At 71.3% G+C, this 13,993-nt stretch carries 9 protein-coding genes and 1 pseudogene; 4 read left to right on the forward strand and 6 right to left on the reverse strand.

All coding sequences use genetic code 11. The features are described 5' to 3' along the window. From ACGFNV_RS06865 to glgB, 4 genes and pseudogenes are all read left to right on the forward strand, one after another. A pseudogene (locus tag ACGFNV_RS06865) lies at positions 1 to 513 on the forward strand (alpha-1,4-glucan--maltose-1-phosphate maltosyltransferase); the annotation flags it as partial. After that, a complete protein-coding gene (treS, locus tag ACGFNV_RS06870) occupies positions 510 to 2,210 on the forward strand; it encodes a maltose alpha-D-glucosyltransferase (protein ID WP_393620077.1) in 1,701 nt (566 codons plus the stop codon). The pseudogene ACGFNV_RS06865 and the gene treS, both read left to right, overlap by 4 nt. 87 nt (positions 2,211 to 2,297) lie before the next feature. After that, positions 2,298 to 3,686, forward strand: a complete 1,389-nt coding sequence (locus ACGFNV_RS06875) for a maltokinase (protein ID WP_393620079.1) — start codon at positions 2,298 to 2,300, stop codon at positions 3,684 to 3,686. A gap of 37 nt (positions 3,687 to 3,723) precedes the next feature. Then, positions 3,724 to 6,468 carry a 1,4-alpha-glucan branching enzyme gene (glgB, locus tag ACGFNV_RS06880; protein WP_393620081.1) on the forward strand — a complete coding sequence of 915 codons (2,745 nt, stop codon included), beginning with the start codon at positions 3,724 to 3,726 and terminating at the stop codon, positions 6,466 to 6,468. A 59-nt stretch (positions 6,469 to 6,527) separates the two neighbouring features. Here the strand turns inward: glgB and ACGFNV_RS06885 are convergent, their stop codons facing one another. The 6 genes from ACGFNV_RS06885 to ACGFNV_RS06910 all read right to left on the reverse strand — a co-directional run bounded on the left by ACGFNV_RS06885 (position 6,528) and on the right by ACGFNV_RS06910 (position 13,935). Further along, entirely contained in the window at positions 6,528 to 7,928 is a 1,401-nt protein-coding gene (locus ACGFNV_RS06885; protein ID WP_393620083.1) for a cytochrome, read from the reverse strand. An 81-nt stretch (positions 7,929 to 8,009) separates the two neighbouring features. Continuing rightward, a complete protein-coding gene (locus ACGFNV_RS06890; RefSeq protein ID WP_393621439.1) occupies positions 8,010 to 10,241 on the reverse strand; it encodes a HelD family protein in 2,232 nt (743 codons plus the stop codon). A gap of 189 nt (positions 10,242 to 10,430) precedes the next feature. Then, the gene (locus ACGFNV_RS06895) at positions 10,431 to 10,763 is read right to left on the reverse strand and encodes a thioredoxin family protein (RefSeq protein WP_393620084.1); all 333 of its coding nucleotides are present in this window, start codon (positions 10,761 to 10,763) and stop codon (positions 10,431 to 10,433) included. Then, positions 10,760 to 11,188: a MerR family transcriptional regulator gene (locus ACGFNV_RS06900; protein WP_393620085.1), complete on the reverse strand. Its 429-nt coding sequence runs from the start codon at positions 11,186 to 11,188 to the stop codon at positions 10,760 to 10,762. Before ACGFNV_RS06900 ends, ACGFNV_RS06895 begins: the two co-directional genes overlap by 4 nt. Before the next feature lie 160 nt (positions 11,189 to 11,348). Then, complete coding sequence (locus ACGFNV_RS06905; RefSeq protein WP_393620087.1) at positions 11,349 to 11,984, reverse strand: TetR/AcrR family transcriptional regulator; 636 nt, start codon at positions 11,982 to 11,984, stop codon at positions 11,349 to 11,351. Positions 11,985 to 12,183: 199 nt separating this feature from the next. Next, positions 12,184 to 13,935 (reverse strand): MFS transporter, encoded by a 1,752-nt coding sequence (locus ACGFNV_RS06910; RefSeq protein WP_393620089.1) that lies wholly within the window; start codon positions 13,933 to 13,935, stop codon positions 12,184 to 12,186. Positions 13,936 to 13,993 lie beyond the last annotated feature (58 nt).

A 13,993-nucleotide genomic window follows, 5' to 3' on the forward strand; every position in this document is an offset into this window, starting at 1 on the left:
CCCACCTGGGGCATCTACAGCGGCTACGAACTCTGCGAGAACACCCCCCTGCGCGAAGGCAGCGAGGAATACCTCGACTCCGAGAAGTACCAGCTACGCCCCCGCGACTGGGAGGCCGCCGCCCGCGAGGGCCGCACCCTCGCCCCCCTCATCACCCGCCTCAACACCATCCGGCGGAACAACCCGGCCCTGCGGCAGCTGCGTGATCTCCACTTCCACCAGACGGACAAGGAAGCGGTGATCGCGTATTCGAAACGGCAGGGTTCGAACACGGTTCTGGTGGTCGTCAACCTCGACCCTCACCACACCCAGGAGGCCACGGTCTCGTTGGACATGCCGCAACTCGGCCTGGAATGGCACGAGTCGGTGCCGGTGCGTGACGAGCTCACCGGCGAGACCTACCACTGGGGCAGGGCCAACTACGTGCGTCTCGAACCGGGTGACCGGCCGGCGCACGTGCTGACGGTTCTGCGACCGTCCACCCCGCAGATCGGAGGGTCACCCACATCATGATCGTCAACGAGCCCGTCCCGGACACCTTCGAGGACACACCCGCCAAGGACCGGGACCCGGACTGGTTCAAGCGCGCCGTCTTCTACGAGGTCCTGGTCCGCTCCTTCCAGGACAGCAACGGCGACGGCGTCGGCGACCTCAAGGGCATCACCGCGAAACTGGACTACCTCCAGTGGCTCGGCGTCGACTGCCTCTGGCTGCCGCCCTTCTTCAAGTCACCCCTGCGTGACGGCGGCTACGACGTCTCCGACTACACCGCCGTCCTGCCCGAGTTCGGTGACCTCGCCGACTTCGTCGAGTTCGTCGACGCCGCCCACCAGCGCGGCATGCGCGTCATCATCGACTTCGTCATGAACCACACCAGCGACCAGCACCCGTGGTTCCAGGAGTCCCGCGCCAACCCGGACGGACCCTACGGCGACTACTACGTGTGGGCCGACGACGACAAGCAGTTCCAGGACGCGCGGATCATCTTCGTCGACACCGAGGCGTCCAACTGGACCTTCGACCCGGTCCGCAAGCAGTACTTCTGGCACCGCTTCTTCTCCCACCAGCCGGACCTCAACTACGAGAACCCGGCCGTGCAGGAGGAGATGATCTCCGCGCTGCGGTTCTGGCTGGACCTCGGCATCGACGGGTTCCGGCTGGACGCGGTGCCGTACCTGTACCAGCAGGAGGGCACCAACTGCGAGAACCTGCCGGCCACCCACGAGTTCCTCAAGCGTGTGCGCAAGGAGATCGACGCCCACTACCCGGACACCGTGCTGCTGGCGGAGGCCAACCAGTGGCCCGAGGACGTCGTCGACTACTTCGGCGACTACGCCTCCGGCGGCGACGAGTGCCACATGGCGTTCCACTTCCCCGTCATGCCCCGCATCTTCATGGCCGTGCGCCGCGAGTCGCGCTACCCCGTCTCGGAGATCCTCGCCAAGACGCCCGCGATCCCCGCCGGCTGCCAGTGGGGCATCTTCCTGCGCAACCACGACGAGCTCACGCTCGAAATGGTCACCGACGAAGAGCGCGACTACATGTACGCGGAGTACGCGAAAGATCCGCGCATGCGCGCCAACATCGGCATCCGCCGCCGCCTCGCGCCCCTCCTCGACAACGACCGCAACCAGATCGAGCTGTTCACCGCCCTGCTGCTGTCCCTGCCGGGCTCGCCGATCCTCTACTACGGCGACGAGATCGGCATGGGCGACAACATCTGGCTCGGCGACCGCGACGCCGTCCGCACGCCGATGCAGTGGACACCTGATCGCAACGCAGGTTTTTCGTCCTGTGACCCCGGACGGCTGTCCCTGCCGACCATCATGGACCCCGTCTACGGCTTCCAGGTCACCAACGTCGAGGCGTCCATGTCGTCGCCCTCGTCGCTGCTGCACTGGACCCGCCGCATGATCGAGATCCGCAAGCAGAACCCCGCCTTCGGCCTCGGCTCCTACACCGAGTTGCAGTCGTCGAACCCGGCGGTCCTCGCCTTCCTGCGTGAATACGAGGACGACCTGGTGCTGTGCGTGAACAACTTCTCCCGGTTCGCCCAGCCCACCGAGCTGGACCTGAGCAGGTTCAACGGACGGCACCCGGTCGAGCTGTTCGGCGGGGTGCGCTTCCCCGCGATCGGCGAACTGCCGTACCTGCTGACCATGGCGGGCCACGGCTTCTACTGGCTGCGGCTCCGCAAGGACGCCGCGTAGAACGGCCGGGTGGGGCGGTTTCCACTGCCCCACCCGGGGCACGCATCAGTAGCACCCCGACCGCCCCCGGGGAAAGGACGTGACGCCATGGCGGACACTGTCACACGATCCAGCACGACGACCCCCAGTCTTCTCGCGTCACTGGATCCGCTGTTGCGGGAGTGGCTCCCGCGCCAGCGCTGGTTCGCGGGCAAGGGACGTCCGGTCACCGGATTCACCCTGGTGGCCGCCACCGAGCTGCTGCCGACCGGCACCCGTCTCGGCCTGTACCACCTGCTCGTGCGCGCCCATCAGCCACCCGTGCTGGGCGCCCCCACCCAGCCCGGTGACTGCTACCAGCTCTACATAGGCGTGCGCGAGGCGCTGCCGCCCCGGCTGGCGCCCGCGCTGATCGGTCATGTGGAGGAGGGACCGCTCGCCGGAGGAACGGTGTACGACGCGTTGTACGACCTGCGGCCCGCCGAGGTTCTCCTGGAGGCGCTGCGCGCCCGGGCCCGTATCGGCGGTCTGCGTTTCGACCGGGCCCCCGACCGGGAGATCCGGTCGGGCCTGGTGCCCCGCATGGTGACCTCCGAGCAGTCCAACTCCTCGGTCGTGTACGGAGATACGTTCATTCTGAAGCTGTTGCGTCGGGTCGTGCCCGGCGTCAACCCCGATCTGGAGCTGCCGCTGGCGCTGGCGCGCGAGGGCTGCCCCCGGGTGCCCGAGCCGACGGCGTGGATGCACGCGGACCTCGACGGGGAGTCGTACGTCCTCGGCGTGCTCCAGCCGTTCGTGCAGGGTGCGGCCGACGGGTGGGAGATGGCGCTGCGGGAGCTGGCCAAGGGCGAGGACTTCGCCGGGGAGGCCAGGGCGCTCGGGCGGGCCACCGCCGAGGTGCACACGGCCCTCGCCCGCGCGCTGCCCACGGTCACCCTGGGGCAGGCCCAGCTCCAGCCGCTGGTCGACGGCATGGTCGAACGCCTCGACGCGGCGGCGCAGGCGGTGCCCGCCCTGCGCCCGTACGTGCCGGGGCTGCACTCCGCCTTCGAGGCGCTGGCCGGCCTGGCGGCCGAGGGCCACGCCTGGACGGCCCAGCGCATCCACGGCGACCTGCATCTCGGGCAGTGCCTTCGGGCGTCCTCCGGTCAGTGGTCGCTGATCGATTTCGAGGGGGAGCCGGCCAGGCCGCTGGCCGAACGGAGGATGCCGCAGCCGGCGGTGCGGGACGTCGCCGGCATGCTGCGCTCCTTCGACTACGCCGCCCACTCGGCCACCCCGCCGACGCCCGGCTGGGCCGAGGCGTGCCGTGCGGCGTACTGCTCCGGGTACGCCGAGGTCAGCGGCGTCGACCCGCGCACCGACCCGGTGCTGCTGCGGGCCTACGAGACCGACAAGGCGGTCTACGAGGTGGTCTACGAGGCCCGTCACCGCCCCGACTGGCTCGAGGTCCCCCTCTCCGCGATACGCCGCCTCGCCTCACCCGACCTGTCCTGACCCACCCTCACCTTCCTTCGCCCAGGAGGCACTGTCCGTGACCCCCAGTCCCCCGTCCAGCGGTCCGCACCCGAAGAAGACGGCCGAGGAGCAGAGCACCGAGCAGCCGGCGGCTGTACCGAAACAGAAGAAGAGCACGACGAAGAAGGCGGCGGCCGCGAAGAAGACGGCGACGGTGAAGAAGGCCACGACGGGCGAGAAGACGGCGGCCAAGAAGACGGCCCCGGCGAAGAAGACGGTCGCGGCGAAGAAGACGGCCACCGCGAAGAAGGCGGTCGCCAAGAAGGCCGCGGCCAAGGAGACGGCCGCGAAGACGACGGCACCGGCGAAGAAGGCCACGACCAAGAAGACCGTGACCACCGCGTCCCAGCAGACCGCGACGAAGCAGACCGTGGCCAAGAAGGCGGTCGCGAAGAAGGCGGTCACCAAGAAGGCGGTGGCCAAGAAGACGGTGGCCGAGAAGGCCGTGACGAAGAAGGCCGTGGCCAAGAAGGCACCGGCGAAGCAGGCGCCGGCCAGGAAGGCACCCGCCAAGAAGCTCATCCCGCAGCAGGCGTCCCCGCAGGACGAGCCGGTCCGCCCCCAGCCCGTGGCCTTCTCCCCCGCGCTCGACGGCGGCGACCGCGACCGGCTGCTCGACGGCACGCACCACGCCCCCCACTCCGTGCTCGGCGCACACCCGGTCGCCGACGGCGTGGTGTTCCGGGCCCTGCGGCCGTACGCGCTGGCCGTCACCGTCGTAGCCGGTGATCTGCGCGCCGAGCTGCACGACGACGGGGACGGTTTCTTCTCGGGCCTGCTCCCGCTGACCGAGGTCCCGCCGTACCGTCTCCTCGTCACCTACGAGGGCACGGTCCAGGACACCGAGGACGCCTACGGCTTCCTGCCCGCGCTGGGCGAGCTCGACCTGCACCTGATCGGCGAGGGCCGGCACGAGGAGCTGTGGCGGGCGCTGGGCGCGGAGCCGATGACGCACCAGGGCGTGACCGGCACCCGGTTCACGGTCTGGGCGCCCAACGCCCGGGGTGTGCGGGTGGCCGGCACCTTCAACTACTGGGACGGCACCGGGTTCCCGATGCGCTCGCTGGGCGGCTCCGGTGTCTGGGAGCTGTTCGTGCCGGGCATCGGCGAGGGCGAGCAGTACAAGTTCGAGATCACCCGGCCCGACGGCACGAAGACCCTGCGCGCCGACCCGCTGGCCCGCCGCACCCAGGTTCCGCCGGAGACCGCGTCGATCGTGCACGCCTCGCGGCACGAGTGGGGTGACGCGGAGTGGCTCGCGCAGCGCGCCGAGCGCCCCGCGCACGAGGGCCCGTTCTCGGTGTACGAGGTGCACCTGCCGTCCTGGCGACCAGGACTGACGTACAGTCAACTCGCCGAGCAGCTCCCCACGTACGTCAAGGACCTCGGCTTCACGCACGTGGAGCTGATGCCGGTCGCCGAGCATCCCTTCGGCGGTTCCTGGGGCTACCAGGTCACCGGTTTCTACGCGCCGACCGCCCGGCTGGGCACCCCCGACGACTTCAAGTACCTGGTGGACGCGCTGCACCGGGCCGGCATCGGCGTCCTGATGGACTGGGTGCCCGCGCACTTCCCGCGCGACGACTGGGCGCTCGCCGAGTTCGACGGGCGCCCCCTGTACGAGCACGAGGACCCGTTGCGGGCCGCGCACCCCGACTGGGGCACGCTGGAGTTCGACTTCGGCCGCCGTGAGGTGCGCAACTTCCTGGTCGCCAACGCGGTGTACTGGTGCGAGGAGTTCCACATCGACGGCCTGCGCGTGGACGCGGTCGCCTCGATGCTGTACCTGGACTACTCGCGCGAGGCGGGCCAGTGGACGCCGAACGAGCACGGCGGCCGGGAGAACCTGGACGCGGTCGCCTTCCTCCAGGAGATGAACGCCACGGTGTACCGGCGGGTGCCGGGCGTGGTGACGATCGCGGAGGAGTCGACCGCCTGGGACGGTGTCACCCGGGCCACGCACCATCAGGGTCCGAGCGGCTTCGGGGGGCTCGGGTTCGGCCTGAAGTGGAACATGGGCTGGATGCACGACTCGCTCCAGTACCTGAGCCACGAGCCGATCCACCGCAAGTACCACCACCACGAGATGACCTTCTCGATGGTGTACGCCTACAGCGAGAACTACGTCCTGCCGATCTCCCACGACGAGGTCGTCCACGGCAAGCGCGCGCTGGTGTCGAAGATGCCGGGCGACTGGTGGCAGCAGCGCGCGAACCACCGGGCGTACCTGGGCTTCATGTGGGCCCATCCCGGCAAGCAGCTGCTGTTCATGGGGCAGGAGTTCGCCCAGGGCGCCGAGTGGTCGGAGGCGCACGGTCCGGACTGGTGGCTGCTGGATCCCGCGTACGGTGCGGAGGCCGACCACCGGGGCGTGCGTGACCTGGTGCGCGACCTCAACACGGTCTACCGTGACACGCCCGCCCTGTGGGAGCGGGACACCGACCCCTCCGGGTTCGGCTGGATCGTCGGTGACGCGGCCGACGACAACGTCTTCGCCTTCCTGCGCCACGACGCCGACGGCACCCCGCTGCTCGCCGTCAGCAACTTCTCCCCCACGGTCCGCCACGACTACCCCCTCGGCGTCCCCGACGACGTCCCCGCCTGGCTGGAGGTCCTCAACACCGACGCCGCCCGCTACGGCGGCAGCGACGTCACCAACCCCGACGCGATCAAGCCGGAGGCGACGGGCCGGCACGGCCGCCCGGCCAGCATCCGCCTGACACTGCCACCCCTGGCGACGGTCTGGCTGCGCCCGGCCTGAGCCGGGGACGGCGAGGCGTCCGGTTCCCCCTTGTGACAGGGGGACCCGGACGCCTGTTGTCAGTTCTTACCGCCCTGCATCAGCCGTCGCAGGGCCGCCAGCAGTCCCCTGGCGTGGCCGTCGCCGGTGTGGGCGCCGGTGGTGGCGGGGACCGGCTCCGGTCGGCGGGCGGAGGGGGCGGTGGCCGCCAGTTCGTAGCGCACCGGAAGCAGGCGCAGGCCCCGGACCACCGGGCCCGCACGCCAGGGCAACTGGTCGTGCGGGAGGGTCAGTTCGACCTTGGTGAGGTGGTCGAAGACACGGCCGACGGCGGTGTTCACGATCAGGGCGCCCAACTCCCGGGCGGCGGTCGGGCACTGGTGGGGTCCGGCGCCCCAGCCCAGGTGGGCGCGGGTGCTGACGGCGGTGCCGACCATGTGCGAGGAGCCGATGGCCAGCAGGTCCTGGTGCGCGGCCGCCGCGGACGGCGAGACGGCGTCCCCGGCCCGCACCCAGAACTCACCGAGCCGGGTGTCCCGCGCGGCGAAGCGGAAGCACATGTTGGCGACGGGCGGGTTGGCGAGCGCGGCCCGGTTCACCGTCTCCCCGAGCTGCCCGGCGGACAGGCTGCGCCGCACGGTGACGTTGCCGCGCAGGACCTCCAGCAGGGTGTTGAGGACCATGTTGCCGGTGATGTCGTTGAGGTAGACGGCGTTCATGAACAGCTCCCGGCCGAGCTGTTCGTCGCTCAGCTCTGGGTCGGCGAGCAGCATGTACGAGGTGAGGTCGTCGCCGGGGCGGGCCCTGCGGTGAGCGGCGAGCCTCGTCATCGCGGCCAGCGCGCGTGCGGTGGCGGGCCCGGCGTCGGGGCCGCCGTCCAGCATCCGCCACATTTCCATGACCAGTTCGTCGCCGAGCTCGACCGGGCAGCCGAACAGCCGGGTGGTGACCATCAACAGCAGCGGCCGGGTGTACTGCGCGCCGAGGTCGGCGAAGCCGGAGGTGCCCGACTCCGCGGCGAGCAGGGCGACGAGGTCGTCGGCGTAGCGTTCGACGGCCGCCCGCAGCCCCCAGCCCTCGGGACCCGCCGTGTCCCGGAAGGGACCGAGGGCCGTGTGCAGGGTGCGCCGCGCCGCCTGGTGCTCCTCCTCGTCCATGAACATCGTCTGCCGCACCTCGTACCCGGCGAGCAGCGGCCAGTCGGCGGGCAGGTGACCCTGCGCCCGCGCCCGCCAGTAGCGGATGTCGCGCCGCCACTGGCTCTCGTTCCTGAGCACTTCCAGGACCTCGCGGTAGCCGAGGACCAGCCACACCGGTACGCCTAACAGGCCGACCGGTGCGATCGGACCGTAGGTGTGCCGCAGCCGTGCGTACACCGCGCCGGGATCGGTGTCGAACTCCGCGGTGAGCAGCGGTTCCACCGGCAGTGACGCCAGCGTGGGGCTGTCGGCCGGTGCGGTGGCGTAAGGATGGACGTCCATACCGCAACGCTTACCGCACCGGCCGTGCACACGCAGTGATCGTGTCACGAACTGTTACGGCTCCTACACGATTCCGGATCCTTACGCGAATGCCTCGGCCAGCGCCGGGGGCACGGAACCCGTGTGCAGCACGCCCAGTCGCTGCGTGGCGCGGGTCAGCGCCACGTACAGGTCGCTCGTGCCGTACCGCCCCGGTTCGACCACGAGCACCGAGTCGAACTCGAGGCCCTTGGACTGGCGGGGGTCCAGCAGGACGACGGTACGGGTCAGGTCGGGTTCCGCGCCCGCGGTCACCCCGTCGAGCCGCGCGGCGAGCCCGCGGTGCAGGTCGCGCGGGGCGATCACCGCGAGCCGCCCCTCGGCGGGGGTGAGCTCCTCGACCGCCTTGGCGACGGCGCCGGGCAGGTCGTCGGTGGCGCGCAGCCAGGGCCGTACCCCCGTGGAGCGCACCGAACTCGGCGGTTCGAAGCCGGGGTGCTCGGCGCGGACCACGGCCGCCGCGATCTCCATGATCTCGGCGGGGGTGCGGTAGTTGACGCCGAGGCGGGTGTGCTCCCAGCGGTCCTCCAGGTACGGCTGGAGGATGTCGGCCCACGCGCCGACGCCGGCCGCCTCCGCGGTCTGCGCGGGGTCGCCGACCAGGGTCATCGAGCGGGTCGGGCTGCGCCGCATGAGCAGCCGCCACGCCATCGGCGACAACTCCTGCGCCTCGTCGACGATGATGTGGCCGAACGCCCAGGTGCGGTCGGCCGCCGCGCGCTCGGCGGCGCTGCGGTGGTCGTCCTCCTCCTGGCGTTCGGCGAACCGTTCGGCGTCGATGATGTCGTGGGCGGACAGCACCTCGGAGGAGTCCGGGTCGTCGTCCTCCTTGTCGTCGAACTCGTAGGTCCGGGAGGCGTAGGAGACATCGAGGACGCCCTGCGCGTACGCGATCTGGGTCTCCCGTTCGCGCTCGGCGCGCGCACGCGCCAAGCGGTCGTCCTCCCCGAGCAGTTCGGCCGCCTCGTCGAGCAGCGGTACGTCCGCCACGGTCCACGCCCGCGTCACCGGGCGGCGGATCGCGGCCGCGTCCTCGGCGCCGACGTACCCCTCGGGTTCGGCGAGGAAGTCGGAGACCAGGCGCTGCGGGGTCAGGCGCGGCCACAACTGGTCGATCGCGGACCAGACCTCCGGGTTCTCGGCGAGTTCGTCGCGGATCTGGGTGATGTCGCTGGGGTCGAGCAGGCTGGAGCCGTCGTAGGGGTCGGTGCCGACGCGTTCGGCGTAGAGCTCGGTGAGGGTGTTGAGGATGTGGCCCTCGAAGTGCTCGCGGGCCGCGTTGTGCGGCAGCTTCGCCTCTCGCGTGCGCTCGCGGGCGACGCCCACCAGGCCGTCGTCGAGCATCAGGACCTCGCGGTCGTGCTCGATCGCGATCACCGGGTCGGGCAGCGCCTGCCGGTCCCGTACGACGGCGGCGAGCACGTCGGCCATCCGCGCGTGGCCCTTCACGGCGGCCGCCTCGGGGGTGTCCGTGGCCGTCGCCCGCACACCGGGGAACAGTTCGCCGACCGTGGCGAGCAGGACGCCCGTCTCGCCGAGGGAGGGCAGCACCTCGCCGATGTAGCCGAGGAAGGCGGGGTTGGGGCCGACGATCAGGACGGCCCGCTTGGCGAGCAGTTCGCGGTGCTCGTACAACAGGTACGCGGCCCTGTGCAGGGCGACCGCGGTCTTGCCGGTGCCCGGGCCGCCCTCGACCACCAGCACCCCGCGGTGGGGGGCGCGGATGATCTCGTCCTGCTCGGCCTGGATGGTCTGCACGATGTCGTGCATGCGGCCGGTGCGGGCCGCGTCCAGCGCGGCGAGCAGCACGGCGTCGCCGGTGGGGTCCTCGTGGCCGGTGCGGGTGGCGTCGCCCAGGTCGAGGATCTCGTCGTGCAGGGCGGTGACCCGGCGGCCCTCGGTGGTGATGTGGCGGCGCCTGCGCAGTCCCATCGGGGTGTGGCCGGTGGCCAGGTAGAAGGGGCGGGCGACGTCGGCCCGCCAGTCGATGAGGATCGGGGTGCGGTCCGCGTCGTCGGTGCGCAGGCCGATCCGGCCGATGTGGTGACCGGCGCCGGAGGTCAGGTCGATGCGGCCGAAGCAGAGCGAGCCCTCCACCGCGTTCAGCGCGGCGAGCAGCCCGGAGCGTTCGGCGACGAGGATGTCCCGCTCCAGCCTGGCCTGCCTGGGGGTGTGGCCCTGGGCGAGGGCGTCCTTGACGGAGGTCTCGGTGTCCCCGCGCAGCGCGTCCACGTGCGCGTACACCCCGTCGATGAATTCCTGTTCGCTGCGGATTTCACCGTCTGGCAATTCGGAGTTCGACGTGTTTGACAATTCTGCTCCCGCCCGGATATACTGTGTTCACTGAACTTCTTTGCGACTCGATCTCCTTGAAGTCGCGAACTATTCAATATACGCAAGGAAATCCCCCGAGCGCAATTGCTCGGGGGATTTCTTCGTGTCCGGGGCGATGGCCGCACACCCCTACAGCACGTCGGAGAGCTCCTCCAGGAGCCTGCGCTTGGGGCGCGCCCCCACCATCGCCTTCACGGGCTCGCCGTCACGGAACAGCATGAAGGTCGGCATGGACAGCACCTTGTAGGCGTTCGTGGTCTCCGGATTGGTGTCCACGTCCAGCTGGACGACCTTGAACCGCTCGCCCTCCTCCGCGGCGAGGGCGGTGAGCACCGGCCCCATCTGCCGGCACGGCGGACACCAGTCGGCGGTGAACTCCACCAGCACCGGAAGCGGGGCCCCGATCACCTCCCGCTCGAAGTCCGCGTCCGTCACCTCGGCCACACCCGCTGCCTTGATCACAGCTCCTGCCCTCCCAGTTCGCACCCCGGTTCCGGACCCCCCGGAACCAGCGACTCGGCGCCCAGCTCGTCGCGCGCCCGCTCGGCCCGTGCGAGCTGCTGGGCGACCTTCTCCCGCACCGCCCGCAGATCACCGATCAGCGCGTCCAGTTCGTCCAGCTTGCGCCGGTAGACCACGAGGGACGCGGGGCAGGAGTCGCCCTCCGGGTGCCCAGCCCGCAGACACTCCACGAAGGGCCGCGTCTCCTCCAGGTCGAACCCGAAGTCCTGCAGCGTCCTGATCTGTTGCAGCAGCCGCAGATCGCGCTCGTCGTAGGACCGGTAGCCCTGCTCGTCGCGACGCGCGGGCAGCAGCCCCCGTGACTCGTAGTACCGCAGCGTCCGGGTCGTGGTCCCGACCCGAGCGGCCAGCTCGCCGATTCGCATGCCACGAACGTACGGCTTGACGCCGACGTCAAGGCAACAGCGGCTTCCGCTCGACCGGCGAGGTGGGCACGATCGACGTCGTCGTGCACCTCTTTCGCTGTGGCGGCAGCGGCCGGACCGGTGCCGGCGGCGGCGGAGTTGTCGCGCCTCGACGAGGAGGTCAGACGGGCGGACCGATGAGCTCCGCCAGGACGCGCCGCGGCTTGTCCACCGCGCCCGAGTCACCGAGGCGCAGGGCGATGTTCGCGGCGGTGAGGACCGCGTCCAGCTGGAAGGCGGTGAGGTCGGCGTCCAGGGGCGCGGCCTCGCCCGCGCGTACGGCCTCCCGGAACTCCCCGGCGAGCAGGGCGAGCCAGCCGTGGTGCTGGGCGGCGAGGGCGTCGCGGACGGCGCCGGGACGGCTGTCGAAGTCGGCGAGGTTGGCGGCCCAGAAGCAGCCGCCGGGGAACAACGGTGCCTCGACGTAGGCGATCCAGTGCTCGACCAGCGAGCGCAGCCGGGCCGCTCCGCGCGGGGCGGCGGACGCGGGCCGTACGACCGCCTCGACGAAGGCCTGCTGGGCGAAGTCCACGGCGGCCAACTGGAGCCGCTCCTTCGTCCCGAACAGCGTCTGGACCCCGCTCTTGCTCAGGCCCAGATCGGCGGCCAGCCGTCCGATGCTGAGCCCGTTGAGCCCTTCCACGGAGGCCACGTCTGCGGCCCGCCGGGCGACCACCTGCCGGCTCCGGACGCCGCGCAGCAGCCGCCCGTCCCGCACCCGTGTCCCCGTCCCCGCACGCTGTACCGGCTCGTTCACTCCGTCATCCTGCCACAGATGAGCGATGTGCACGATCGGTCGTGCGCTTAGTTTGCGAGGTGACGCACGGTCGCGGGTGCTCCCGCACGGCAGCGGCTGCTTCGTCGGGCAGGAGCAGCGGGGCCGCCACCGGGCCGCGGGAGATCCACGGTTCGGTGGCGGCCCCGTTGGGGGATCACGGACCTTGGGCCGGGCCGGCTCAGCGCGCCCCGCTGGTCGCCGCCTCCCGGTCGGGCTCGGAGGAGTCGCTCGGCTCGCCCGGGTCAGCCGGGTCGGACGGCTCGGCCGGGTCGGAAGGCCCGGTCGGGTCGGAGGCCTCGGCCGGGTCGGCGCTCTTGTCGTGGCGCGGCAGCAGCAGTGCGACCAGGATCGTGCCCGCGCCGAGGATCACCGCTCCGACCAGGCTGGTGTGGGCGACCGCGTCGGAGAAGGAGGAGGCGACCGCGTCCGACATGCTGTGGGCGCCCCGGGCGAGCTGGTCCGCCTGCGCCTTGAGCTGCGCGGCCTGCTGCGGATCGGTGGCGTGGGAGGCCTGCCCCGCCAGCTCGCGGGCCTTGTCGCCGAGACCCCGGGCGACCGCGTAGCCCGCGCCGACCGAGTCCTGCGCCGTGGCCAGCGAGGACGCCGGCAGCTTGCTGCCCGCCGTGGCGTCGGCGAGGTGGTCGCCGTACGACGTCGCCAGCAGCGAGCCCAGGATCGCGATGCCGAGCGAGCCGCCGAGCTCCAGCGAGGTGTCGTTCACGGCGCCGCCGACGCCGAGCTGCGACTCGGGGAACGCCCCCATGATCGCGTCGGTGCAGGGCGAGAGGGCCAGCCCGATGGAGAGGCCGAGGATGACCAGGGGCGCCACGAAGTCGCCGTAGGAGGAGGTGGCGTCCACCGAAGCGAGGAGCGCGAGGGCGGTGGTGCCGCCGACCATGCCGGCACTGACCGTCCACTTCATGCCGACGCGCGGAGTGAGGTAGCCCGTCAGCGCCGAGCCGACGAAGACCGCGCCGGCCAGCGGCAGCATGCGCAGGCCGGTGTCCAGGGCGTCGTAGCCGAGGACGAACTGGAGGTGCTGGGTGAGGTAGTAGAACGCGCCGAAGACGGCCAGGAAGAACAGGGCCACGGCGAGGTTGGAGCCCGCGAACCGGCGGTTGCCGAAGCGGCGGACGTCCAGCACCGGGCGCGGATGGCGCAGCTCCCACAGGACGAAGGCGACGAGACCCGCGCCCGCGACGACCGCGGCGGTGAGGGCCTTCACGCCCCAGCCGAAGTGCGGCCCCTCGATGATCATGTAGACGAGCGCGCCGATCCAGACCACCGACAGCAGGCCGCCGACGTAGTCGATCCGCTCGCGGTGACCGGACTTGGACGGCGGTACGAGGACGAGGGCGCCGACGAGCGCGACGGCGACGACGGGCACGTTGATCAGGAACGTCGACGACCAGCCGCGGTCCTCCAGGAGCGCGCCGGCGACCAGCGGCCCGGCCGCGATGGCGAGGCCGGCGGTGGCGGTCCACAGGGTGATCGCCTTGGCGCGCTCGGCGCGCGGGAAGGTGGCCGCGAGCAGCGAGAGGGTCGCGGGCATGATGAGCGCCGCGCCGACGCCCATCACGGCGCGGGCCGCGATGACCGCCGTGGAGCTGTCGGCGAGGGAGCCGTAGACCGCGCCACCGCCGAAGACGACGAGCCCCAGGATCAGGGCGCCGCGGCGGCTGTACTTGTCGCCGATGGCGCCGAGCAGGAGCATCAGCGCCGCGTACGGGACGGTGTAGCCGTCGATGACCCACTGGAGGTCCGCGCTGGACAGGCCCAGGTCCTGGGTCATGTCGGGCGCGGCGACCGTGAGGGCGGTGTTCGCCATCACGATGATCAGCAGGCTGAGGCAGAGCACGAGGAGCGCCCACCACCGCCGGCGGTAGGGGCTCTCCATCCGCTCGACGGGTTCGTTCATGACGAGTCGCATGGGCCGGGATCGCCTTCCTCGGGACGTACGCCCGTGACACGGATTGCACAGGTGCGTG

The sequence above is a fragment of the Streptomyces sp. NPDC048751 genome (genome assembly GCF_043198595.1).
Lineage (GTDB): Bacteria > Actinomycetota > Actinomycetes > Streptomycetales > Streptomycetaceae > Streptomyces.

Excerpts from the sequence above, each read along its gene's own strand:
- treS (WP_393620077.1), top strand. The coding sequence starts at position 510 with ATGATCGTCAACGAGCCCGTCCCGGACACCTTCGAGGACACACCCGCC.
- ACGFNV_RS06875 (WP_393620079.1), top strand. The coding sequence starts at position 2,298 with ATGGCGGACACTGTCACACGATCCAGCACGACGACCCCCAGTCTTCTC.
- ACGFNV_RS06885 (WP_393620083.1), bottom strand. The coding sequence starts at position 7,928 with ATGGACGTCCATCCTTACGCCACCGCACCGGCCGACAGCCCCACGCTG.
- ACGFNV_RS06900 (WP_393620085.1), bottom strand. The coding sequence starts at position 11,188 with ATGCGAATCGGCGAGCTGGCCGCTCGGGTCGGGACCACGACCCGGACG.
- ACGFNV_RS06910 (WP_393620089.1), bottom strand. The coding sequence starts at position 13,935 with ATGCGACTCGTCATGAACGAACCCGTCGAGCGGATGGAGAGCCCCTAC.